Consider the following 23,870-nt stretch of genomic DNA (forward strand, 5'->3'; position numbering starts at 1 on the left):
AAATAGCCCGGTAGCCAGGGGGGTAAAAATTATTTATCGAATAAAATAAAAATCAAAAATGTTATGATGCCCAATTTAACCCTCAATACTTTAAGCGCATTTTTTACATGGCTTCTTACAGATTGTTCGGTAATATCCAGCTTACCGGCAATCTCCTTATAGGTCATATGATGCTTGCGGCTCATTTCAAAAACGATGCGCATTTTTGGGGGTAAGGCCTGAATTTCTTTGTTAATGATCTCGGTCAGTTGCCGTTCACGCACCAGGTGATCGGTCATGATAGGGGCGATAAGCTGGTCAGGAAGTTTCAATCTATATCTTTCATGGATCTGTTTACGCCCTATTAAGTTCAGGATCCTGTTTCGGGTAGCAGTATACAAATAATTTGACAGGTTGGTTTTAAATTCAATGGAACCATGATTAGCCCACAAAAAAGCGAATAACTCCTGCACTACGTCTCTTGCTTCTTCTTTATCCCTTACGCGGTTAAACGCGTGGATATAAAGCAAACCGAAATACCGGTCGTATATCTCTGCAAAGGCCAGCGGATCATCCAGCTTGAGAAGATCTGTTAACTCGGAATCGCTTAATGTGTTATAATTGACCATCGCGATTATTTAAGTTACCTAAAAAAGCACACCTGACTGACGTAAGCAGCCATTGCGTGTAAATAATCAAGTTATTAATTGGCAGATGTATTAAATGTGGTTTTGACATTAAACGCAATTTGAGTAAAATGGCCGGTCAATTCCTATGAAGATGTAATGAAGATCTTGAAACGAATTGGTAGGCGTTATAACTTAAATTTCGAATTAAAGTACAATAACGCAAATTTATTTTTATGCAGGAAATTTATTTCGTTATGCCAGAGGCGGACATAATCGGCACATGAGGTTAGAAGGCAATCTGTCAATTGCTTAAGCGTTATCTCCCGTAAGCCCTCTGTTAAATACCGCGCTAAATTAAAAGATTACACCGGCATTTTTTCTGATGAGGTTGAATCTAAACTTAACATCACGGTAATCGGCAAACAAAGGTCACGATGCTGCGTGTTTATGTTTTTGCCGATATGTCGGAAGGTGTAGCCATTTGGTTGGGTTCAATTAAGACGGATTAATGCGATCAGCCTTGGGGCTGGTAAACATGCGCAGTCACGGATTACCTGCGAATCCGAATATATTTTTTGTTCATATATCAATAATTCAAAATCACATTAGCTGGATTTCGTGGCTTACTGATATTTTGATTTGGATATTGCGTTAATATTCACGTGTTTATATGATGGTAAGCCGATGGTCAGCGGGAAAGTACTCGGGAATTTCTCCTGGGATTTGCCGGTGATTCGATCTCTTCGAGTTTTAATACCTGCTCCAGGCTGCCAAACTCGTGTATTCTGATAGCTTTCATAGATGGGCTGTTCTTGTGTGTTTTCATGGGGTCAGTTTTAATAACCTGTCGGCATTGCCGTGGGCGAGTTTGGACAGGTCGGCATCGGGCAGATCGATCCGGCGAAAAAATTCCATACCTTGCTCGTTGGTGCTGAAGGGGTAATCTATGGAAAACATCATGTTGTCGATGCCGAAAGTATCCAGCGCGATTTGTAGGGGTGGCAGGGTAAAGAAGCCGCTGGTGGTGATATGAACCTGCTGGCGCAGGGTATCGCTTAGCTTGCGCTGGTTGGCGCCGCCCGCGCCTGGCTGAAAGGCCCGCTCTGACCTGGCCATCTGGAAAGGCAGCATTTCACCCATATGACCGATGATGATTTGCAATTTGGGGTATTGATCGAAGATGCCGGCATAAACCAGGCGCAGGATGTGGAGCGCGGTTTCAGCATGCCAGCCCCAGCCATAGGCAGCGAGGGCTTCCGCTATGCCAGCATGATTGGGCAGGCCGCTGTAATAAATATCTGCGACGCCTTTAGGCGGCAGGCCGGGATGCAGATAGATAGGCACATCCAATTTTTCTGCACGCTCCAGTATAAGGCCAAATCCGGGATGATCCAGGAACTGGTCTTCCGTCAGTCCGCGGATCATAGCACCCCGAAAATGATGTTCTTTTACTGTTCGCTCCAGTTCATCGGCGGCGGCAGCAGGCGCAGTCATCGGCAAATGGGCAAACGCAGTGAACCGCGTTTCATAACCCCTGATCCTTTCTGCGATCAAATCATTATACTGCATGGCAAATGCCGGGCCTGTATCTTCGGCCAGCAGGTTGGCGCCCGAACTGTCCACCGATAATACCTGCATCCTGATGCCATTGGCATCCATGGATGTTAAACGGTCCCCGGTGATATCCGCCAGTTTGGGTACCAGCTGTTTCATTCTTTCGTTTTGACCAAACCCACCTAGTTTTTCCGTGGGTATCTGTCCGGCCATTTCCGGAAACGAGAGGTGTTCTTCAAGTGTAACGATACGCATGTCCAATAAACCAAGACCACCCGCTGATTGTTTGGGGGCGGTCTGCGGGCTACATTTACTTTATGGTATTTGTTGAAAAGGCCTGCTCGCGGATCGCGTCTTTATCGATCAGCGACCAGGCCTCGCTGATTTTATCGTCGCGAAGCCTGTAAAATACATATTCTGAAAATAGAACTCTCGGGTCATTGACCGGGATATCCATAACCGGCCAGACGGTGTACAATCGAACAGCAGCCGACTGGCTACTTCGTTGTCACCGGCTACAATAAGCCAGTATTCTAAGACTTTTACAAAGTTTTTCCTAATCATTATTTTTAATCAATTAAATAGAAAAATTTGCACTTTCTTGGCGGCATGAAGCCTACGTGATTTACCGTTGTGTCTCCTTCAGAAGAAGCAAGCTGTTATATAGAGTTGATTGATGGTCAACCTTCATCTGTAAACGGACACTGATTGTCCGTTTACGATACACGAATCTCGATCATGGTAGTAATAATGTATTATCTATCAATTAATTATATAAGTGGCATAACGATGGTTTCTCAGGTTTAAATCATAATTATATAATTTCACCCGCAATGAACCGAATAATACCTAGGATTACAACGCTATTATTATTAACTTTCTTTTATGCGGCAGCTGTAAATGCACAAGTAGCAGATTCTACTATTGTCCGGTTGATGAAGGATAAGCATATTCCCACATTGGGATTGGCCTTTGTTAATAAAGGCAAAGTCGCCTTCTCAAAAGTGTACGGCGAACTTAACACGGGAGTTTCTGCGCCTGCTAATACGTTATTTAATGTCGCCTCAATCACCAAAACAGTAACAACAATGGTAACACTATGTCTGGTTAACTCCGGTGAGTGGGATCTGGACGAACCAATCTATCATTACTGGACTGATCCTGATGTTGCAGCTGATCCAAGGAGTAAAAAGCTCACTACTAAAAATATCCTGACGCACCAAAGTGGGTTTCCAAACTGGCGATGGATGAAGCCTTCAAAAAAGTTGGCCTTTGAGTTTGAGCCCGGCTTAAAGTTCCAGTATTCCGGCGAAGGGATGGAATATTTGCGGCACGCGCTTGAAAGCAAATTTCACCGGTCGTTGGAACAATTGGCTGATTCCCTGATTTTCGAACCCTTACATATGAACGATACGCATTTTATTTGGAATGATAGGATGTTAGATCATTTTGCCGTTGCGCATAATAGCAAGGGAGAGCCATTAGAAATCATAAAAAATAGCAGCCCCAGTGCGGCCGATCAACTAAAAACAACTGTAGCAGATTACGACAAATTCCTGATTTGGATAATTAACGGGGCTGGCTTATCAAAGGCGCTTTATCGTCAAATGACCAGCCCGCTGTCCAGGATAAAAGAGAATAAGTTCATAGGGTTAGGTTGGGCCGTCTATCCAGATTTGAGACGAGAATTTGGCTTATCGCACAGTGGCATTGATCCGGGAGTGAATACAATCGTATTTGTTTTACCAAAATCCGGTCGCGCTTTATTGATCTTCACTAATTCAGATAATGGGCCTCAAATATATACCGATCTGGTTAAGATCTTTCTGAAAGAACAGGGCAATGCCATAATTGCTACCGAAATGAGAAATTAACAAAAACTACAAGATGAAAACAATGAACAAATTTTTTACTACTGCGCTTTTAGTCGCCTCAATTTTTTTTACCTGTACTCGTGCAGAGGCACAAACATCCGGACCATTGTACAATGAAATAGCCCAACAGGATTCTCTTCAATTCAAGGACTTCAATAGCCGCAATCTTGATCAGCTAATGAATCACTTCGATAATAGTCTGGAACTTTACCAGGACAACACCGGCGTACGAAACTTTGATCAAGCAAAACAAGCCTTCGGTGGACTGTTTAAAATGAGTTATGTATTGAACCGGAAATTGATTCCTGGGTCAATGGAAGTGTATCCAATTAAAGATTATGGTGCTATCGAGACGGGAATGCATACTTTCTCTCATGTTGAAAATGGCAAATTGCAGGTGTTTACGTATAAGTTCATGCAGATCTGGCAAAAGAAAGATGGCATTTGGAAAGTAACCCGGGAAATCACCTACGGTCATTAGAATGACATGGTTGCTTAAAAGTAGCCATGCCATTTGGCAAACTAACGCATCGGGAGTAACATTGCTAAATATGTCGCGTTTGTGCTTTTGTACTCAGAGCGGGAATCTAACTCCTGTGTTTATTAGATTTAAAATCAATGTTTTATGACAATTCGCTTTTCCTGCTCAATAAATCGATTTTGAAAAATAAAAAGGTTGACACTGTATTTGCATATTACATTTCTAACATAATCGTCTCATAAGCGATGTGATACCGTCAAACGGGCTGGTTAACAACGCAACAAATTCAAAAGTATTTGCAACATATGCGAAAGTAATTTTTGGGTGAGCTACGTTTCTTTGTGAAGAAATTGTACTGGCCTTACAATCAGTGGTGATCATATTGGCTGGTTTCAAAACAACATTCTTAACTTCAATGAAAAACCTAAAAACAACCTTAGCGATACCGCTTCTCATGCTATTAAGTTGTATGATATTTGCCGGATGCAACTATAGTAAAGGCGCAAAAAAAGACTTCCGCACCGGTTTATCTTTCAGCTACAATGGCTTTATCGTGCGCGATGTTTTATTGATTGACCCGGCCAATAAACGAATGACCGATAATAAAGTACAATTGAACACCCAAATAGCTATTGTAGCGCTTGGCCTAAACAATTATGGGCTTAAAGATGGAAAGGTTTTCCCGGGGATGATGCTCTTGGTAACTGATAAAAAGGGAACTACGGTACTTAATGCTGCCGACCTGTTTGCAGGTGCTCAGGGCTATCCGCCGGCAAGCGCTACCGATCTGCGCGGTGATATCACCATTGCAAGACCGATGGCAGCAGGGGAGACCTATCACGTAAAAGTACACATTTGGGACAAGGTGAAAGCGGATAATGAATTAAATATTGAAGCAGACCTGGTTATACAGTAAATTATTATACACCGCAAAATTTACTAACCAATTAAATTATTTACCATGGCCATTTTATTGCCGCGAAAACCGACCCTTATTAGCCTGACAGTGCTGGGCCCCATTTGCGTGGTGGACGGCATTGTCAAAAAAAACACACAGGAAATCCTGGCCATGTTGGCCGTATTCATATATGCTGTAATAACCCTGATTATGGACAGCAGAAAAAAGAAAAAACTTATAGATAAAAATAACCGGGAACATAATAATCCCGTTAATCCGAACCGATAAACCTAAACAAACACCATTATGCCCGATGGGAAAACTTTTGGACCACCGTTTCAGCATCGCTTCATAAGCACAACTTCCATTGCCACCGAAGGTTTTTTTTGACTTGTACTTCGCCAATTCAGTTACGTATGCTTCGGCAGACTCCCCTCTTTTATAATAATCTACCTGCAATATCAAATAGTTTCCAGTCTACATCGTCCCAGGTTTATGATGAACAGGTCACCACTCTGTTAAAATGAGAACGCACACCGTCGCAAATTTTAGCAAGTATTATATTCAGCCGTTTAGATGCTTCCTGCATCGCCAGGCTTTTTTCCTGACCATGTGGCGTTGCTCCTCCATTAGTAATCATCTATGAAATACGTTCATTTAAGGCTTCTCCCGGGAAGGCTCCTTTGCTGAAAATAGTATATTCACAGCCCGCTACAAAGACGAGATCGAAACCTTTTTTTCTAAGCTTCTCTGTCTTTATTGCCGCTTTATTCATGTACAAAATTGTTCATCGGCACTCCCATGCATCTTCCAGGGATTAAAAACAACATGCAAGCCGGCTCGGTAAGCTGCTTCGGTTGCCAGAACGAGATGGGAAGTTTCTTCACCTGCTATACGAAGGTTTTGACGAAAGGCTGTTTATAGAGGATCTACTCGATGCTTATTCACCATTCGCCATGAAAACAGTTAAAGAGGGGTTTATACTATTGCAGAATGAAGATTGTCCTTCCTTAGTTTAAAAGCGTCTTTATGGCGTCTGATTGCGAGCTTACAAAATTGACCATTTTGCCTTTGTTGCTTTCATAAATAAATTCGGCGATACTTTTTCCATGATATTTCTTAAAATCACCCACTATGGCAAGACGTACGCGGTAGTTTGAAAACTTCTGGAGTATTTCACCAGCCATTCCATTTTTCAGGTTAAAAAATTCCGGAGTAATGTTTTTTTCATGAATGATGATCCGGTCAAAATCCTGGTAATATAAATTACCCAACAGATCCAAACCGTCTTGAGAAGTCAGAATTATCTGCTCCTCAGAAATGACTTCGGCAATTTTTGTTTGCTGAAACGTATACGTTGTTATGTTCATACTTCAAAGTGCTAATGGTTACAAAGATCAACTATAACTGTGATGCGTCCACAGTCTTTTTTCGAATTATGGTGATACTAAAAAACCATGTACTCATGAATAAGATAACAGCTAACATATCCGTAAATGGTATTTTTGCGCAATGGAGACATCAATTTTTCAGCGGGTGTATGCTAATGATCTGCTTAAAGGCCAGGACTACGAGGGATTTGTAAAGCACATGTTAAAGTTGATGTGATACAGGGAACATCGCTGTTAAAAGCCGGGAAGATTGCCAGGGAATTTTATCTGATTGAAAATGGAGTGTTCAGATCTTGCTTATACAATTATGACGGCAATGAGGTTACCATTGAATTCTATTGTCAAAACGATATACTGATTGAGTCATTCTCCTTATCTCACAGGATGGCGTCGAAAGAAAACTTCCAGGCCGTAACTAATGGAACAGTAAGGAAAATAGAATACATTATCTTTGAGCAATTTCTTTATAAAATGGAAGGCTTACGGGAATGGGGACGTATATGGTCAACTAACCAGCTATATCTGTTAAAACAACGTTCCATTGATTCGCTGACCATCACTGCTACAGAAAGATATTTAAACCTCATCAAGGACCGGCCTGAGATTGTCAGGCATTGTCCTTTAAAATACATTGCATCTTACCTGGGTATAACCGATACCTCGTTAAGCAGAATACGCAAAGAAATTACGACCGCTTAGTATTACTTGCCATATGGCAAGCAGGTGGATTTTCATCAGCGCTAATTTTGAGATATAAATTAATTAAAAAAAAGACGATGAAAAATCCTATTAACTGGTTTGAGATCTATATCTCAGACATGCAAAGAGCAAGAATTTTTTATAGCACAGTATTTCAATGTGAACTAAAAGATGTTCCAATGAATAATGAGCGGCATCCAGAGATGCGATATGCCTTCTTTACGGGCGATCCGGAAACGAACGGCGCTACCGGTGCGCTGGTGAAAATGGATGCAGCTCAACCGGGAGCTGGCGGCACCCTGGTTTATTTTGCCACGGATGAGATCAATGCCGAACTAAGCCGGGTCGACGCCGCAGGTGGTAAAGTTCTGCGCGCAAAATTGCCGGTCCCGGACGGCGGCTTTATCGCCCTGATACAGGATACCGAGGGAAACATGATCGGGCTATCCTCTAAGAAATAATAGCGGACATTTGAGGAAAAGCCAGAAATAAAAACAGCACCGGATAAGGTGGCTCTCTGATACCATTGTTCCGGCCGGTAAGATCGGTACGGTCTATGAAAATTCCGCCCTTTGCGGAATGCGCCTACCGTTGGTACAGCGGGCGATGTGGAACGCCCGTCATAATAGACGGCAACGACGGTACACATTTTGATTAAACGGAAAACTGGCGGAACATTGGGACGGGCACAAAAAAATGCATTGATACAGAATGAGCTGCCGGTTAAGCCTGGAAAATACAGACAGGATTTCACCGATCCACGAATCCGGCGTTTGAAATAGAGACGACTAAATACGCGCTGAAAACCATTTAACACCAAATTATATATAAATCAAGCCGAAGGAGATTCTTAGGGCAGTTGTCACTGGTTACTGCTGCCCATAGGATTATCTGCTACAAACCACAGCAAGTAAGGGTTTTTGAAATAACCATTACTGTTGTTCTGTAATTTGTCATCGACCAAATACGGATGGAGTTCAATCAATTCCATCAGTTCGGTAGTTCTACTAGAATCTATTGCTGCTATTGGCCGTTGGGACGATAACATCCGCCATATCTTGCATAGTGCATATTGATTACGTAATGCAATATTACTAAATGGTTAATGCAATATTGCTACAACAACTATCTTCCAATATTATCCCCCGCTCTCAAATTATTAAAAAAAAGTTTGACGGTGTCTAAAAAGTTTTTACTTTTATAACATAATAGACCAGAATAGACCAATTAAATCAAAAATCAATTATGAAAAGAAAAGTACCTAAAACCCTGGGGCTTGTTATGTTTTGCTGTGTCATGTTATGCAGTATTCAACAAGCTTTTTCCCAGCAGCTTAAATCAATTTCGGGGCTCGTGAGGGATGAGCAGGGGATACCTATGCCCTCGGTAAGTGTAAGCCTTGTGGGCACTTCGCAAGGCACCGTTACCAATACTGATGGGGCTTATAAGATCAGTGCTCCCCAAAATGCCACACTTTTATTTTCTTTTATCGGTTATGAAAAACAAACGGTAAAAGTCACCGCCAACTGGGATGGGAACATAATCATGGTCCCGGATAAAAAAACGAAAGACCTGAATGAGGTTGTTGTGGTAGCCTACGGTACGCAGAAAAAAGCTAACCTAACCGGTTCGGTAGCTTCAATAGGCTCAAAGGAGCTGCAGGACAGGCCCGTTACCAATCTTAATGACGCTTTGCAGGGCACCATGGCCGGCGTTACCGTTACTACAACCGGCGGACAGCCGGGGACTTCGGGTAACATTAATATCCGCGGTATCGGAACGTTAAACAACAGCGATCCGATGGTGGTGGTTGATGGGATCATTGGTAGTTTATCAGATGTGAACCCGAATGATGTGCAGTCTGTTTCAGTATTGAAGGATGCAGCATCAGCGTCAATTTACGGATCGAGAGCTGCTAATGGCGTGATACTGATCACTACCAAACGCGGTAAAAGCGGCAAAATGCAGGTAAACTATAATGGTTATTTTGGTAAACAGAAACCATCGAACCTGCCCGATTTTTTACCATCGTGGCAGGCGGCTACCCTTTACAACCAGGCTCTGGCCAACGAAGGTCAAACTCCTTATTGGACAACCGACGACATCACCAAGTTTAAAAATCAAACTGACCCTGACACTCACCCCAATACCGACTGGCAAGGTTTCCTATACAAAGGGAGCGGCTTTCAGCAAAATCATGCTGTCCATATCAGCGGGGGAGATGAGAAAACCCAGTACGCCTTTTCACTCGGTTATTTTCAGCAGGATGGTATTATCGCGAAGTCAAATTTCAAAAGATATTCTACCCGTATGAATATCAATTCGGCCTTAACAAAAAACTTTAGTATTAACGCCAACTTATCGTTTTTATACGCGCCAGCTAAAGCGCCTGATGGTTTGGGTGGCGGCGATATCGGCGGTATTATAGGTACAACGGCCGCCATGAGCAGCACAGTGGTAAACCAGTATAAAAACGGAGTTTATAACTACCTGTCGTTTGGCAACCCTATTGCCTGGCTTAATTCGCCGGGGTATAACAATAATCAAAATACGCTTTTTACAGGTAATGTAGGTGCCGTTTGGGAACCGCTTAAGGGTTTGCATTTCAAGCCATCATTTGCGTATAGGTACAATGCCAACCCCGCGCAGGAATTTAAACCGGCGGATGTTTACTATGATCCGAAAAATCCTTCTTCGGTACTTACTACCATTAGCCAAAGTTCACTGGCTAATGCTAATGTGGTTAACAGCTACTACAACCTGCAGGGTTTGCTGGAGTATGACAGGACTTTTGGTAAACATAGTATCAATGCATTAGCGGGCGCTTCGCAAGAACTTACCAATTACCAGTATCTGTATGCCTACAGGCAAAACTTTTTAAATGGTTCATTGTCACAAATTGACGCGGCACCATCCTTAGGTCAGCAAAATGCCGGTACAGCCAGTCAATTAGCTCTGTTGTCATATTTTGGCCGCGTAAGGTATTCGTACGATGATAAGTATTTGCTGGAAGCTAACATTCGTGACGATGGTTCATCGCGTTTTGCCAGGGGGCAGCAATGGGGCGTATTCCCTTCTTTTTCGGCGGGTTGGAATATCTCGAAAGAATCGTTTTTTGAATCTTTATCCAATACTATTTCCCTTCTTAAGCTAAGAGCTTCATGGGGTAAATTGGGTAACCAAACTTTGGTAAATTTTAACAACAGCAGCCAAACTTTGGCCAGCATGGGGGCGCTGAATATTGTTAGCCCTTACCCTGCTATTTCCGTTATTTCGAGCGGGCAAAATTATTCATTTAACCAAATCCTGGCACCGGGTATCGCACTTAATAACGGCGCTAATCCCCTGATCACCTGGGAAAAATCGACCACTACCGACGTTGGCTTCGATATGGAACTGCTGAACAGCAAATTAAGTTTCACAGCCGATTACTTTGTTAAAAACACCAACGATATCCTGCTGCAACTGCCTGCCAGCAATGTTTATGGTTTTACCACACCTTACCAAAACGCAGGCTCGGTGCGCAACAAAGGCTGGGAGTTTGCCGCCGCGTACCGCGATAAAATCGGTAGTGTTTCGTACAACATAGCGGTAAACGCGTCATTCATAGCCAATAAAATAACTGATTTGGCAGGTACCGGCTCTATCTCGAGCGGACTGGTTGTTGGCGAGCCTATCAAAGCCTTTTACGGTTACCAGGTTGAAGGTATTTTTCAGACACAACAACAGGTAGCCCAGCATGCTAAGCAAAGCGGTGGTGTTATTGGTCCAGGCGATTTGATGTACAAAGATATCAGCGGGCCTAACGGCACACCCGATGGTGTTATTGATGGTAACGACCGTGTATACCTGGGTACGCCTTTCCCAAAAACAACATTTGGTTTTACACTTGGCGCTGGCTGGCATGGTTTTAATGTAAGTGCCTTTTTTCAGGGAGCTTTGGGTGTTAAAAACTATGTTCAGGGCTTCGAGTTAGGTTCATTGCAACAGCCTAACATCGGCAATCCAACTAAGGCATTGCTCGATGCCTGGACTCCGGAAAATACTTCAGCTACTTTCCCAAGGTTATGGTCAACATATTCGCAAAATAATCCGCAGAGCTTTGTGTCATCTTTTTGGGTTAGGAATGCTTCTTATTTAAGGCTCAAAAATTTATTGGTAAGCTATAACATTCCAGGCAAGCCACTGCAGCGAATAGGCGTGAAAGGAGTGAGGATTTATTACAGCGGGCAGAATATCCTCACGTTCACCAGCTTTTATAAATGGGTTGATCCTGAAACCAGCGCCGGTAACAACGCGTACGGATCTTATCCGCAGTTAAAAACTAATACCCTTGGTATCGAGGTATCATTTTAATTATTAAAAAAATGTCGATGAAAAAATTATTCATAACCGTAATTATATTAGGTTCGGTGGCCGCCTCGGGATGCAGAAAGGCTTTCCTGGACAGAGCGCCATTAGATTCGTACACCAATACTGTACTCTGGAAATCATCCAACGATGCCCTTGCTGCTTTAAATGGCTGCTATTCTAAATGGGGAGGCAGCAATAACGGCTACTACGGAGTTTTTGCCGATAATAACTCTGATAACACGTTCGATCAGTTCCCCTGGGAAAACTGGTTGTCGCTTTCGGCGGGGATAGCAACCCCAACCAATACGGGATACTCGAAATGGAATTATAAATGTATCCAAACCTGTAACTGGTTTTTGGATAACGTTGGCAGCACCAACATGGATGCCACATTAAAGGCCAGGCTTATTGCTGAGGCCCGTTTTTTAAGGGCTTACGAGTATTTTACGCTTAGCCAGTTATATGGCGCAGTTCCGCTGGTTGAGCACAATGTTTCGCCCGATGAGGCCAATAAAACGGTACAGGCAACCAAGGCTGATGTTGTAGCCTATATACTTAAAGAACTTACTGCCATTGCGCCCGATCTGCCGGTTAGCTATTCAGGTGGTGATATTGGCCGTGTAACCCGTGGTGCTGCCATTGCTTTAAAAGCCAGGATTGAGCTTTTTAATAAAATGTACACCGAGTGTATTGCCGATTGCCAGGCGTTGATGGCGCCGCCGTTTACCTATAGCATTTATCCAAGCTATGTTAATCTGTTCCGCCAGCCTTTTGCTGACAACCAGGAAGTGATACTGGATGTTCAATTTAAAGCGAGCGATAATAACTTTGGATGGGCCAGGAATATGACCATCAACTCATTGGGAGGCTATAACTCTATAGCTCCAACCCAAAGTCTGGTAGATGCTTATGAAACAAGCAACGGTAAAACCATTGATGATCCTGCATCGGGATATGATCCAACGCAACCTTATAAAAACCGCGATCCGAGGTTGAGCGCAACCGTTTTTTATCCGGGTGCGCAATATAGCAGCAGGTTGCCTTACGGACAGTACTATGATCCTCTGTCTGGCAGTCCTAAAACTATCGACCATTGGGGCGATAACAATTGTAGTCCATCTGCTTATGGTTTAAGGAAATATACTCCTGTAATTGCCGACTTCCCGAACATGGACCAGGTAGGCATGAATGTAATTCTGATTCGCTTTGCCGAAATTAAATTGATGGATGCCGAAGCCAAGATCGAAAGCAATAAAATCGATGCTACGGTATATGATGATATCAACTCGGTACGAAAACGTCCTGACGTAAACATGCCTGCTGTTGATCAGGCAAAATATAACGACCAGGCAAGTTTACGCACCTTATTACGCCGTGAACGTCGGGTTGAGCTGGCAGTTGAAGGCTTGAGGTGGTTTGATATCCAGCGCTGGCAAATTGGTCAGCAGGTAATGAACGGGCAGGTTACCGGCAGTTTGCAAGGTAGCGTGAGCCAAACTAATGGCGCGCTGACCCTTACACCGGGCACTACTATTAAAGTAGGAACACCGCGTGTATTTAATCCAGCTAAAAATTACTTATTCCCAATACCTCAAACAGAGATAGATTTGAATAAAAATCTAAAACAAAATCCCGGGTATTAATTAAAATACAAGTGTTTGGCAGCCCCGGCTGCCAAACATTTGTATCCGATCGGAATTACAGGCCGATTGGTAACGGCGAAAAAGAGCAACGGGTTTGCCGCCTTTTTTCTTACTTTGGCTAAAATGTACTGGCACAATGGATAAAATTTTTCAGGAGATCAAAAAGCTTACAGATATCCCTTCCTATTCCAAACACGATAGGTTTGTGCAGGGCATCATAAACGCTATTAACGAGAAGGTTATAGGCCAGGACGATATGCTGCCATCTGTAAACAAGTTGATTAAGGAGTTGGGGTTTTCGAGGGAGACGATCATTAAGGCGTACCGGGAACTGATTAGCAGGGGCATTGTTGAATCCAAAAACAGGCATGGTTATTTTGTGGCCAACAGTAACGCGGAACAGACACTGAATGTAGCCCTGTTAATGTATAATCTGGATAGTTTTGAAGAGCAGTTTTACCGCAATTTTCGTTATGAGCTTGGTCCTAATATCCGGTTAAACCCTTACTTTCACCATGGTGATATCGAGATATTCGAAACCATTCTTAACCAGATCAGGGGAAAATATGGCATGTATGTAATAGCGCCTATCCCTCATCCAAAAACAAAAGAACTGCTGGGAGCTATCCCACCAAATAAATTCCTGATGTTTGACAGGTATGAACCTATGGATGGCGATTTTAACCACATTACCCAGGAGTTTGGCCAATCATCATACCGTATCCTCGCCGAACTGGCCCCTAAGATCAAAAAGTTCAATGAGATTATATTTTATCATTCGCCGGCGTCGCTCGATCCGAAAGAGATCGTGCCATCGTTTAAGAAATTCCTGAAGGATTTTAACATCAAAGGGAGTATCATTAAGGAGTATACGCATGGTTCGGTTGAAAAAGGGAAAGTTTATTTTACTTTAGACAACTTTGCTTTATGGCAAATTATGCGCGATTGTAAAAGCATGCAACTTATTCCCGGCGAAGATGTGGGTGTACTATCGAGCAATGATGAGCCGGCCAAAGAGATCATCGGCATTACTACTTTTTCGGCCGATTTTGCCCGTATGGGTACACTGGCCGGGCGGGCTATCGTCAATAAAGAAAAGATCAGCTTAACGATGCCAACCATTTTATTTGAACGGAGCACACTTTAATCTTTACCAAAAACAGGGCGGGGTGAATTGGACTATACTAACCAGTTTTCTTTTTTTTACAGGTGTAGTTGGCCTGTTATCCTGGTATAAAACCCGCAAAAACAAGCTCAGCACACTTAATAGTTTCTTTTTTGCCGATAGGAGCCTGGGGTTTTTACTGGTTGGCGGAGGCCTGCTGTTTACTAATATCAATACCGCCACTATTATAGGCGAAAACGAGCTGGCCTACACGCACAATATGTCTGTAATGGCCTGGGGCATGACATCGGTGCTGGCTATGCTGCTGGTATCGGAGTTTTTGATGCCCATGTATCTTAAGTTGGGTATTTCAACCACTCCCGATTATCTTACCGCCCGTTACGGCGCAGGCATTGGAAAGCTGGTTTCCTGTATATTCCTTGTAAGTTACATTATTAACCTTTTACCATCGGTTTTATATAGTGGTGCGGTTGCTTTTAATGGCCTGTTCCATTTTTCTGATGTTTGGAAAACCGATTACTGGACAACCATCTGGATCCTGATCTGGATAATGGGAACAATCGGCTGTCTGTATTCATTGTTAGGGGGATTGAAGGCGATATCTACCTCAGATACCCTGCTCGGCTTTGGTATATTCGCCGGAGGGCTTTTGTTACCATTTTTGGGTTTACGGTACCTGGGGGACGGCAATATGATGCAGGGGCTGCATATTTTGCTGAATAACCACCGTGAGCATTTAAACAGCATTGGTACGGCTGCCGATCCAATCCCATTCAGCACCTTGTTCACCGGCATGCTGCTTGTAAACCTGTATTACTGGGGTACCGAGCAATATATAGTTCAACAGGTTTTGGCCTCGCGGGATTTAAAAAGCAGCCAGAAGGGTATAGCGGTAGCCTGTTTGGGTAAGCTAATCTCGCCGTTATTGCTAAACTTGCCGGGCCTGATAGCTGTGCATGTTTTTACGCATTTAGATAATACAGCCGAAGTATTCCCGAAACTGGATAGTCTTGTATCGCCGCCTTTTATAGCGGGTTATATCGCGGCCATTGTTTTTGGTGCAGCCCTCACTACTTTTAATGCTGGTCTCAATAGCTCAAGTACATTGTTTATATTAAATATCTATAAACCCTGGACGGAAAAGCGCGGCAGAACAGCCAGTGAAAAGCACCTGATCCGGACAGCGCGATTATTTGAGATAATGATTTGTCTGCTGGCCATGTTCATAGCGCCTTTTATCATTTTTGTTAAAAACGGCTTTTATACCTATGTACAAATGGTGAACGGTTTTTTTAACGTGCCCATTTTTACCATTATGTTTATGGGGCTGGTTACCAAAAGAGTACCAGCCAAGGCAGCAGCGATAGGCCTGGCTTTTTTTATTATAACCTACGCGCTTACACAAACGGTGTTCGATCTGCATATTCATTTCTTGCATATCCTCGCTATACTATTTGTGATAACCTGTGGGCTGATGCTGTTTATCGGTAAGCTTTTTCCTATGGCAGAGCCCTATCAACTGCAGATCAATACCCTGGTTGATATCAAGCCATGGAAAAACCGGCATATCTACAGTTGTATATTATTGCTGATCATGGTATTGATGTTTATTGTGTTTTCTCCACTTGTACTTGCAAAATAAGTTTGAACAGTCAATAAAATTATCTATTTTTATAAAATAGACCAGAATAGACCAATTATGAATTTTCAATTTTCCTTAATTCACAGGCTTTTGGCGTCCGCGGTAATGCTGTGCATATTTATCAATTTGCCATCTTTTGCTCAGGACGTAAAATTTACCTCATCTGATAAAAAAATAGAACAGGCATTTGCCTGGGCCAAAGATATGGCTCTGCACTATAAAGGACACCCCGCCGATTCGGCAGGTCCCTGGTATGAATCGGCGCTACCCCCGCGTGATGCTTTCTGTATGCGTGATGTATCCCACCAAAGCATAGGCGGGGAGATACTTGGCTTAAAGCGCGAAAATAACAACATGCTCACGCTATTTGCCCGCAATATATCCGCTTCAAAAAACTGGTGTTCATACTGGGAGATGAATAAGACAGGTAAGCCTGCCCCCGAAGATTACCGGAACGACCGCGAGTTTTGGTATAATCTCCCGGCTAATTTTGATGTGCTATATGCCAGTTGGCGAATGTATTTGTGGACTGGTAATAAGTATTATATTAACGATCCGGTATTTACTAATTTCCAGGAAAAAACGGTTAAAGATTATATCAATGCCTGGGTGCTATCGTCAGATTCTTTGTTGAACAGGCCTGCGCATCCTAACGCGCCTGTGCGTTTTAATGAAAGTGATCCGTTCCACCGGTGTCGGGGATTACCTTCGTACTCGGAAGGCGTACCTAATTTAAAAACCGGTGCCGACCTGGTGGCCGCGCTTTACCGCGGATTATCAACTTACTCGGCCATATTAGCCAGCAAAGGTAAACTGGCCGAATCGAAAGCCTACGCCCTGAAAGCCGAAAAGTATAGGCACAAATTAGAGGCGGATTGGTGGGATACCAGGGATAATTTGTATTTTACTTATTACGGCAAGGATGGCAAATTTGGCAGGGACGAAGGCGAGACTTTTTTGCTTTGGTTTGATGCCTTGAAGGATACCACACGCATCAAGCAAACGCTATCGCACCTGGCCTCCAAAACCTGGAATGTTGAAAATACATCCTATCTGCCATTAATATTTTACAATAACAACTCCTGGGATAAGGCCCGCGATTACCTGTTGTATCTATCTGATAAAAATACCGAAAGACGGGAATATCCTGAAGTTTCATTTGGTGTAATTGAAGGCATTGTACAGGGCATGATGGGGATAACGCCAAATGCCCGTTCGCAAAGCATTACTACCATTTATAAAACAACCGGTAACGGTGATGCAGCTATCAGTAATTTACCTTTGCTCGGTACTATGATCAATGTTGTTCATCAGGGTACACAACAATCTTCGCTAAACAATATTGGCAAATTACAGATCATTTGGAAAGCAATGTTTTATGGTACTTATAAACAGGCCTATGCTAACGGCAGGCCGGTGCCTGTTAAACATGTAACCGACAATTGGGGGAAATACATATCCTTTGCTGAGGTTACAGTTAAGCCCAATCAGCATATTAAAATCAGTGTGAAATAATAAAGTCAGTTACATCCATATCTACTACTATTTAATGAATTTTTGCTCGCGAAAACATTGCTTAATCATACTCGTTTTTCTTGTACAACTGCGTTTAGTTTCGGCGCAGCAATTGGTTCTACCGCAACAGAACAATAGGTGGGCTTTACAACCCGACGGCAGTATCACCTGGCACATTAACGGTCGTCTCCCACATGCTGATCATATCGAAATGTCCGGCGAAAAAGTATCGTTATGGATTGCTTATAATGTAGATGCGGAGGGCTTATGCCATCTTTCACGTACAGTGGTTTTCCCAACATTCCGGACGCTTCCTGATGATACCCGCAGCCACATCGCTTATACATTTGATGACAATGCCCTGCCCCGAATGTACGTTGATGATAAACTTTTATGGCCCGATGTCGCAAAAGGCGGAATAAATTTACCGGCAAAAAGTATTAACCAGCATGGTTTTATGCGTATTGCTTACCGATCGGATATATTGAAACAGGTTAGAATTGAACATAGCCTGTTTCCGTCAACAGATAAACCAATAGCCATTGAAACTTATAGGTTTACTAACGTTAGCGATAAACCGGTTTCGGTAGTAATGGAGCACTTAAAGCGCGAGGTAACGACAGATACCCTTAAAAGCAAAGGTGCGCCACATACCGTTATTATGCAATCGGTAAATGACGGTCGCAAAATACTACGGCCTGGTCAATCCTACACGTTTGCCATCAACTATCAGGCAACTGATCATCCGCAATCGTTATTGCCTGTAAGGCCTGATCTTGAAGAGCAGGAGCGACAACATCGTATTGACGAAATCCTGGCCCCATTACAATTGAAAACTCCCGATAGTGTTTTGAACGCCATGTTTGCCTTTGCAAAGATAAGGGCAACCGAAAGCATTTTTAAAACCAAGGGCGGTTACATGCATGGCCCAGGCGGGCTATCGTATTATGCCGCGGTTTGGGCAAACGATCAGGCAGAATATGTTAATCCTTATTTTGCCTTTTCGGGCGATAGGATAGGCAACCTATCGGCCATGAACGCATACCGCTTGTTTGCCGGTTATATGAACCCCGATTATCAGCCTCTGCCAAGCTCTATCGTAGCCGAAGGCGATACGGTTTGGAAAGGTGCCGGTGATAGGGGCGATCAGGCCATGATAGCTTACGGCGCATCCCGTTATGCACTTACTTTAGGAAATGCGGATTCCGCAAAAAAACTTTGGCCGCTGATATCATGGTGCCTGGAATATAACCGCAGGCAGATGAATCAACAAGGTGTGGTAGAATCACAAAGTGATGAGCTGGAAGGCAGGTTTCCATCGGGTAAAGCCAACTTATCTACCAACGGTTTGTATTACGATGCCCTGATCTCAGCAAGTTATTTAGCTCAGCAACTACGTCGGCCAAAAAATGAAATAAAACAATACACAAAACGAGCGGCGGCGCTTAAAGATGCTATTGAAAAATACTTTGGGGCGGATATAGCCGGCTATCATACCTATAAATACTATGAAACCAACACCCAATTGCGCTCCTGGATCTGTGTTCCGCTAACCATGGGTATCTATGACCGCAGCAGGGGTACGATAGATGCCCTGTTTTCGCACGAGCTATGGACAGCCGATGGCCTGGCCACCCAAGCCGGCAATGGTACATTTTGGGACCGCTCAACCTTATACGCACTTCGTGGCGTATTACAGGCGGGTGAAACCGAACAGGCTGTAAGGTTTCTCAAATACTATTCACAGAGGCGACTTTTAGGCGAGCATGTTCCATATGCCGTAGAAGCTTACCCGGAAGGCAACCAACGCCATCTTTCTGCCGAGAGTGGATTATACTGCCGCATTTTTTCCGAAGGTTTGTTTGGAATAAGGCCCACCGGTTTCAACAGCTTTTATTGCACCCCCCGCTTACCCCACGCCTGGGATCATATGAGCCTGGAGAATATTCATGCGTTCGGTACGGTTTTCGATCTGGCGGTAAAGAGAAAGGATGCGAGTCACCTGTTAGTTACCATTACACGTAACGACCACAGTTACCGGTATGTGGTTAAAAATGGAGATGCTGTAAAGATATCCGTTTAAGAAAGTGTATTAAAATTCTGGTTTTGATAAATTTGACATACCAATTGGTGACAGGATCGGAATGAATTTCAATCTACATCAATATGCCTGACGTGCATTTCAAAGTTATGACGATCAGATATCTAAGTTGTTTTAATGGGGATTCATCTTTTATGAAGCAGTATGCAGATTGTCCCACCTCTTGGATTACCGTAAACTCCGATCTTGTTGAGGGCTTGGCTGCTGAACTGGCCAAAAGCAAAGGATGTGCGCGTGTTTATATTGTTGAACCCACCGGCAGCTTCGAGGACGACCCCAATGTGACCAACGAAAAGTTTCCGGGCAACCCGACTCGCTCTTATCGAACCCGGGAACCTTTAAAGATCCCCCGTGAGGCAAGGGCGTGGTCAAGACTGACGCCTGAGCAATTTCAGCAATGGCAGGAAAAGCTGGCCAATAACCAGGGGAGATTTTTAATTAAGGGATCAATTTCTTACAGCTCGGCGAAGGCATAAATTTTTCAATAGGCCGCATTACTAAGTACCCTAAAGTCACAAAGCTGAAAAATATATTCTGTCGCCGGTATTTCGGCAATGCTATGTCAGCCGCAGGCTTACTTATCTCCAACGTTATTTCTGTCTTGAATAACTTAATAAAACTGTTCGGCAAGCGAATGTTTGCTGTTCACGAGTCTTAATCCTAAATCGTTTGGTATAGGATTGAAGGATTGTTGTCCATTGCCAAGCGCAGCAGGGTTTACCAATGATTAGTCTTCCGTCAGATGATGAGCAAATCATGACCTAAATCTGAAACAAGTGTTTCAGAGTTGCGTATCTTTGCGTCGTCATGGCGAGGAATGTAGAATTTAACGAAGCGGTAGCTATTCAGAAAGCGATGGAAGTTTTCTGGAAGAAGGGTTATAATGCTACCTCGCTCCGTGACCTGACTGATGCCATGCAGATCAACAGCAGCAGCCTGTACAACACCATTGGTGATAAGCAGGAACTGTTTGTGCGTTGTGTGCAGCACTATACCGATATCAGGAAGCAGGACTGGGACAAACGCTTGGCAAGTAAAAGGTCAGCCTTAGCTGTTTTAGTGGATTACATTCATGAAGCCGTTAACGTGATCATCAATGGCGAGGATAGCTGCATGGCTGTAAAGAGTGCATTCGAGGTGGCCACAAATGATGCGCGAGTGAAACAAATATTGGCAGCCGATGACCAGCGTTCCTACCAGTTTTTACATGACCTGCTCAGGAGAGCTATGGATAATGGCGAGATCCGAAACGATGAAGATCCCGCTTTGCTGGCCGATTACTTTAATAGCACCTGGACGGGCTGGTATGAATCATTTATCCTGCACAAAGACCCGGTCAAGATCAGGCGCATGGCAGAATATTTCATTAAGCAGTTAACAAAATAATTTTTTTACCTAATTCTGAAACATTTGTTTCAGAATACTAACGACAAAGACATGAATTTGAAAAATCTTAAAGGAAAAAGGGCATTGGTTACCGGTGGTACAAAAGGTATCGGTAAAGCAATTGCGGATGAATTAGCTGAAGCAGGTGCAACGGTCATCATAAGCGCCAGAACAACACCTGAAGAAACACCTCATCATTTTATAGCTGCAGAGCTTACCAACGCCGACCAGGTAGCGGGTCTTGCCAAGCAGATAGCAGAGACCTTTGGCGGTATTGATATATTGATCAACAATGTAGGCGGGCTGACAACGCCTGGCGGCGGGCATAGCACACTAACCGATGCACACTGGCTGCAGGAGTTGGATCTGAATCTGATCTCGGCTGGTCTAAATTCAAAGAATAAACACGCGGCGGCGCATATAAAGGCGCTGCCAAGCAAATGATTCATATGAAATGAAGCCTGTTAAAAACGGCTGTGCGTTTGTTCCGTTAGCTGCTGAAACAATGAATTTATTTTTAGAAACGGGAATACCACAGGCAGAAAGCTCTCGCGATAGTAAAACTCACGATCAAACTCATAATGGTTAGCATCACAAACCAAAAAAATATAGGAGTGTTATGCTATTAAGCTTTTATTATGACAGCAACATATCGCGATTTTCATATTCGGCATCAGGTTACATTTGTTAATACTAATACGCTTCGGATTGCTTACATCGAAATCGGTCCTATAGACGGATGGCCGGTTTTACTCTTTCATGGATTTCCTTGCGATGTCCAAGCGTTCGATGATGTGGCAAAAGTACAGGCACGGTCTGGAGCAAAAGTCATTGCACCTTTTACCCGGGGATATACAAGATCAGCTACCAATAACCAATTTTCAATTTGCCTCTATTTGTCAGTTTTGTTAAATAAATAGGTATTCCCCTTTTGTATTAACGTGAAACATCTTTTATCCGGTTCAAATTGAAAGGTGGCATCGGCAGAAGCATAAACAAATTTATTTTCACCTTTGGCTTCTAAGGGAAATGCGCTTTGCCCCGAGGCTTGCGCAAACAGTGTGATGTCTTTTTTGGTCATAGTAATTTTCAGGGGTATTTGTGTACTGGAATATTCCCCGACATATTTATCAAGCTCAGTTGATTTCAATGTAATTGTTTTAAACTCTGGAATAGTAAACGGCTTGTTAAAATATATGCTCAAAGCTCCAGTGACGACGTCATTGTATGAGTATCGTGTTCCATTGGAAGTGTAAGCTATCGCTATCTTCTCTTTCGGTAAATAAAAAAGCAGACTTAAAAACCCATCGATGCCTCCGGAATGTCCATAGCCTTTTATATCATAAAACGGCATAGCAAACATGGCCATACCATAGTTGTCCCTCATTGTTTTCATCAACTCTAAGTTGGCGATACTAATAAGTTTGCCCTCAAAAAGTGCATTTATAAATTTAACCAGATCAGTGGGCGTAGAAACAATAGCCCCGGCGCCTCCCGGAATACTCATATCTGTTTCAGGCATTTGTGTCCACTGTCCTTGGTAAATGTAGGAGTGTGCTTCGTTTTTGGTTGAATTGGCTTTGGTGCCGTAATAAGTTTGTGCCAAGCCTATTTTTGAAGTGATACGCTTCTTTAATTCTTCGCCATACGTTTTACCTGTCAATCTTTCAATAATATAACCCAATAATACAAAGTTAGTATTGCTGTATTCGGCCTTTGAATCCGGTTCAAAATCGGATTTTTGCCTGCTAAAGATGGCAATAATTTCAGCTTCAGACTTAGGGCTGCCCATATAAGTGGCATAAAGTGAGTCGCTCGTAAAATTATGAAGCCCGCTACGGTGGTCAAGCATTTCCCTTATATTGATCTTACTGGCATTAGGTAGTTGTGGGAAATAACGAGCCAAAGGTGTTTCAAAACTAAGCTTACCTTCATCTATCAGCTGAAATATCATAGTTGCTGTAAACATCTTACTGATTGAGCCTATTCTATATTTTGTTTCAATGGTCGACGGTGTTTTTGCCTGTTTGTTTATTTGGCTAAAGCCGATAGCGTTTTGATAAACCACCACTCCGTTAGCGGATATGGCGATACTGCCCATGCTTTGGTCATTCTTATTCAGCGCTACAAAAAAGCTGTCTAACCTGGCTTTATCGAAAGTTTGCCCATGAGTGCAACTTTGTAAAATAAGAAACAGCAAGAAATGATAAGTTCTTTTTTGAATCATTGTGAAAGTGGTTTAGACAATTAAAGATAGAGTTTAATTAGAGATATAACCACTAAGGTTACCATCGCATTTTTACAATAAATAAAAAAACTATGATCTTTCGTCTTTTTCAACATAATCATTCAAGTTAAACAAATGTCGATTTTGACGGCCTTTTAATCAAGATATTCATCTCTTAAAAATGTTGACATACAGTATGTTGTGAGCTTTTCGTTGAATGATTTTGAATGCTCGTGCGAGTTCAACGAATTGTTCAACTAAAACAGGATCAGACCGAAAAGTTGTGGGATTAAAAGGTTAAGCATAGATTTTAGCTAATCTGAATAAGAAGAAAGTAGTATCCCTAACACCTCTTGAAGTAGCTCTGAAAGC

General features: G+C 42.9%; 20 protein-coding genes and 1 pseudogene. 15 read left to right on the forward strand and 6 right to left on the reverse strand.

Annotated features, from left to right (window positions below; translation table 11 throughout):
* Window positions 1-29: 29 nt before the first annotated feature.
* The 4 genes from ABIC84_RS19765 to ABIC84_RS19780 all read right to left on the reverse strand — a co-directional run bounded on the left by ABIC84_RS19765 (window position 30) and on the right by ABIC84_RS19780 (window position 2,619).
* Entirely contained in the window at window positions 30-608 is a 579-nt protein-coding gene (locus ABIC84_RS19765; RefSeq protein WP_090533154.1) for an RNA polymerase sigma-70 factor, read from the reverse strand.
* A 688-nt stretch (window positions 609-1,296) separates the two neighbouring features.
* A complete protein-coding gene (locus ABIC84_RS19770) occupies window positions 1,297-1,434 on the reverse strand; it encodes a hypothetical protein (protein WP_429264653.1) in 138 nt (45 codons plus the stop codon).
* Window positions 1,431-2,321, reverse strand: coding sequence for an amidohydrolase family protein (locus ABIC84_RS19775; RefSeq protein WP_429264654.1), 891 nt, complete (start codon window positions 2,319-2,321; stop codon window positions 1,431-1,433). Before ABIC84_RS19775 ends, ABIC84_RS19770 begins: the two co-directional genes overlap by 4 nt.
* A gap of 151 nt (window positions 2,322-2,472) precedes the next feature.
* Window positions 2,473-2,619 (reverse strand): ester cyclase, encoded by a 147-nt coding sequence (locus ABIC84_RS19780; RefSeq protein WP_426585894.1) that lies wholly within the window; start codon window positions 2,617-2,619, stop codon window positions 2,473-2,475.
* 376 nt (window positions 2,620-2,995) lie between these two features.
* Between ABIC84_RS19780 and ABIC84_RS19785 the strand changes: the two genes are divergently transcribed.
* The 4 genes from ABIC84_RS19785 (at window position 2,996) to ABIC84_RS19800 (ending at window position 5,703) form a co-directional block, all read left to right on the forward strand.
* Window positions 2,996-4,036, forward strand: coding sequence for a serine hydrolase domain-containing protein (locus tag ABIC84_RS19785; protein WP_429264655.1), 1,041 nt, complete (start codon window positions 2,996-2,998; stop codon window positions 4,034-4,036).
* A 13-nt stretch (window positions 4,037-4,049) separates the two neighbouring features.
* On the forward strand, window positions 4,050-4,517 hold the full coding sequence (locus ABIC84_RS19790; RefSeq protein ID WP_429264656.1) for a nuclear transport factor 2 family protein: 468 nt from the start codon (window positions 4,050-4,052) through the stop codon (window positions 4,515-4,517).
* A 415-nt stretch (window positions 4,518-4,932) separates the two neighbouring features.
* Window positions 4,933-5,433, forward strand: coding sequence for a hypothetical protein (locus ABIC84_RS19795; RefSeq protein ID WP_429264657.1), 501 nt, complete (start codon window positions 4,933-4,935; stop codon window positions 5,431-5,433).
* Between the two features lie 45 nt (window positions 5,434-5,478).
* Window positions 5,479-5,703: a hypothetical protein gene (locus tag ABIC84_RS19800; protein ID WP_429264658.1), complete on the forward strand. Its 225-nt coding sequence runs from the start codon at window positions 5,479-5,481 to the stop codon at window positions 5,701-5,703.
* A gap of 722 nt (window positions 5,704-6,425) precedes the next feature.
* Here ABIC84_RS19800 and ABIC84_RS19805 read toward each other — a convergent pair.
* Window positions 6,426-6,785, reverse strand: a complete 360-nt coding sequence (locus ABIC84_RS19805) for a DUF4180 domain-containing protein (RefSeq protein WP_429264659.1) — start codon at window positions 6,783-6,785, stop codon at window positions 6,426-6,428.
* A gap of 234 nt (window positions 6,786-7,019) precedes the next feature.
* On the opposite strand from ABIC84_RS19805, the gene ABIC84_RS19810 reads away from it, so the two are divergent.
* The 11 genes and pseudogenes from ABIC84_RS19810 (at window position 7,020) to ABIC84_RS19860 (ending at window position 21,715) form a co-directional block, all read left to right on the forward strand.
* Complete coding sequence (locus tag ABIC84_RS19810) at window positions 7,020-7,505, forward strand: Crp/Fnr family transcriptional regulator (RefSeq protein ID WP_429264660.1); 486 nt, start codon at window positions 7,020-7,022, stop codon at window positions 7,503-7,505.
* 77 nt (window positions 7,506-7,582) lie between these two features.
* Window positions 7,583-7,966, forward strand: a complete 384-nt coding sequence (locus ABIC84_RS19815) for a VOC family protein (RefSeq protein WP_429264661.1) — start codon at window positions 7,583-7,585, stop codon at window positions 7,964-7,966.
* A gap of 784 nt (window positions 7,967-8,750) precedes the next feature.
* Window positions 8,751-11,861: a SusC/RagA family TonB-linked outer membrane protein gene (locus tag ABIC84_RS19820; RefSeq protein ID WP_429264662.1), complete on the forward strand. Its 3,111-nt coding sequence runs from the start codon at window positions 8,751-8,753 to the stop codon at window positions 11,859-11,861.
* 17 nt (window positions 11,862-11,878) lie between these two features.
* Window positions 11,879-13,501: a RagB/SusD family nutrient uptake outer membrane protein gene (locus ABIC84_RS19825; protein WP_429264663.1), complete on the forward strand. Its 1,623-nt coding sequence runs from the start codon at window positions 11,879-11,881 to the stop codon at window positions 13,499-13,501.
* Between the two features lie 136 nt (window positions 13,502-13,637).
* Window positions 13,638-14,648, forward strand: a complete 1,011-nt coding sequence (locus ABIC84_RS19830; protein WP_429264664.1) for a winged helix-turn-helix domain-containing protein — start codon at window positions 13,638-13,640, stop codon at window positions 14,646-14,648.
* Window positions 14,649-14,670: 22 nt separating this feature from the next.
* Window positions 14,671-16,269, forward strand: a complete 1,599-nt coding sequence (locus ABIC84_RS19835; protein WP_429264665.1) for a solute:sodium symporter family transporter — start codon at window positions 14,671-14,673, stop codon at window positions 16,267-16,269.
* Between the two features lie 57 nt (window positions 16,270-16,326).
* Entirely contained in the window at window positions 16,327-17,784 is a 1,458-nt protein-coding gene (locus ABIC84_RS19840; RefSeq protein WP_429264666.1) for a hypothetical protein, read from the forward strand.
* A 34-nt stretch (window positions 17,785-17,818) separates the two neighbouring features.
* On the forward strand, window positions 17,819-19,867 hold the full coding sequence (locus ABIC84_RS19845) for a hypothetical protein (RefSeq protein ID WP_429264667.1): 2,049 nt from the start codon (window positions 17,819-17,821) through the stop codon (window positions 19,865-19,867).
* A 251-nt stretch (window positions 19,868-20,118) separates the two neighbouring features.
* A pseudogene (locus ABIC84_RS19850) lies at window positions 20,119-20,233 on the forward strand (NAD(+)--rifampin ADP-ribosyltransferase); the annotation flags it as partial.
* A 459-nt stretch (window positions 20,234-20,692) separates the two neighbouring features.
* A complete protein-coding gene (locus ABIC84_RS19855; RefSeq protein WP_429264668.1) occupies window positions 20,693-21,271 on the forward strand; it encodes a TetR/AcrR family transcriptional regulator in 579 nt (192 codons plus the stop codon).
* 51 nt (window positions 21,272-21,322) lie between these two features.
* On the forward strand, window positions 21,323-21,715 hold the full coding sequence (locus tag ABIC84_RS19860) for an SDR family NAD(P)-dependent oxidoreductase (RefSeq protein WP_429264669.1): 393 nt from the start codon (window positions 21,323-21,325) through the stop codon (window positions 21,713-21,715).
* 448 nt (window positions 21,716-22,163) lie between these two features.
* Here ABIC84_RS19860 and ABIC84_RS19865 read toward each other — a convergent pair whose 3' ends face one another.
* Window positions 22,164-23,498 (reverse strand): serine hydrolase domain-containing protein, encoded by a 1,335-nt coding sequence (locus ABIC84_RS19865; RefSeq protein WP_429264670.1) that lies wholly within the window; start codon window positions 23,496-23,498, stop codon window positions 22,164-22,166.
* Between the last annotated feature and the right edge of the window lie 372 nt (window positions 23,499-23,870).

The sequence above is a fragment of the Mucilaginibacter sp. 3215 genome (assembly GCF_050433785.1).
Taxonomy (GTDB): domain Bacteria; phylum Bacteroidota; class Bacteroidia; order Sphingobacteriales; family Sphingobacteriaceae; genus Mucilaginibacter.

Coding starts and splice junctions, on each gene's coding strand:
- ABIC84_RS19840 (WP_429264666.1), top strand. CDS start 16,327: ATGAATTTTCAATTTTCCTTAATTCACAGGCTTTTGGCGTCCGCGGTA.
- ABIC84_RS19795 (WP_429264657.1), top strand. CDS start 4,933: ATGAAAAACCTAAAAACAACCTTAGCGATACCGCTTCTCATGCTATTA.
- ABIC84_RS19830 (WP_429264664.1), top strand. CDS start 13,638: ATGGATAAAATTTTTCAGGAGATCAAAAAGCTTACAGATATCCCTTCC.
- ABIC84_RS19805 (WP_429264659.1), bottom strand. CDS start 6,785: ATGAACATAACAACGTATACGTTTCAGCAAACAAAAATTGCCGAAGTC.
- ABIC84_RS19765 (WP_090533154.1), bottom strand. CDS start 608: ATGGTCAATTATAACACATTAAGCGATTCCGAGTTAACAGATCTTCTC.
- ABIC84_RS19825 (WP_429264663.1), top strand. CDS start 11,879: ATGAAAAAATTATTCATAACCGTAATTATATTAGGTTCGGTGGCCGCC.
- ABIC84_RS19860 (WP_429264669.1), top strand. CDS start 21,323: ATGAATTTGAAAAATCTTAAAGGAAAAAGGGCATTGGTTACCGGTGGT.
- ABIC84_RS19855 (WP_429264668.1), top strand. CDS start 20,693: ATGGCGAGGAATGTAGAATTTAACGAAGCGGTAGCTATTCAGAAAGCG.
- ABIC84_RS19780 (WP_426585894.1), bottom strand. CDS start 2,619: ATGGATATCCCGGTCAATGACCCGAGAGTTCTATTTTCAGAATATGTA.
- ABIC84_RS19790 (WP_429264656.1), top strand. CDS start 4,050: ATGAAAACAATGAACAAATTTTTTACTACTGCGCTTTTAGTCGCCTCA.
- ABIC84_RS19775 (WP_429264654.1), bottom strand. CDS start 2,321: ATGAAACAGCTGGTACCCAAACTGGCGGATATCACCGGGGACCGTTTA.
- ABIC84_RS19815 (WP_429264661.1), top strand. CDS start 7,583: ATGAAAAATCCTATTAACTGGTTTGAGATCTATATCTCAGACATGCAA.
- ABIC84_RS19785 (WP_429264655.1), top strand. CDS start 2,996: ATGAACCGAATAATACCTAGGATTACAACGCTATTATTATTAACTTTC.
- ABIC84_RS19845 (WP_429264667.1), top strand. CDS start 17,819: ATGAATTTTTGCTCGCGAAAACATTGCTTAATCATACTCGTTTTTCTT.
- ABIC84_RS19820 (WP_429264662.1), top strand. CDS start 8,751: ATGAAAAGAAAAGTACCTAAAACCCTGGGGCTTGTTATGTTTTGCTGT.
- ABIC84_RS19865 (WP_429264670.1), bottom strand. CDS start 23,498: ATGATTCAAAAAAGAACTTATCATTTCTTGCTGTTTCTTATTTTACAA.
- ABIC84_RS19800 (WP_429264658.1), top strand. CDS start 5,479: ATGGCCATTTTATTGCCGCGAAAACCGACCCTTATTAGCCTGACAGTG.
- ABIC84_RS19770 (WP_429264653.1), bottom strand. CDS start 1,434: ATGAAAACACACAAGAACAGCCCATCTATGAAAGCTATCAGAATACAC.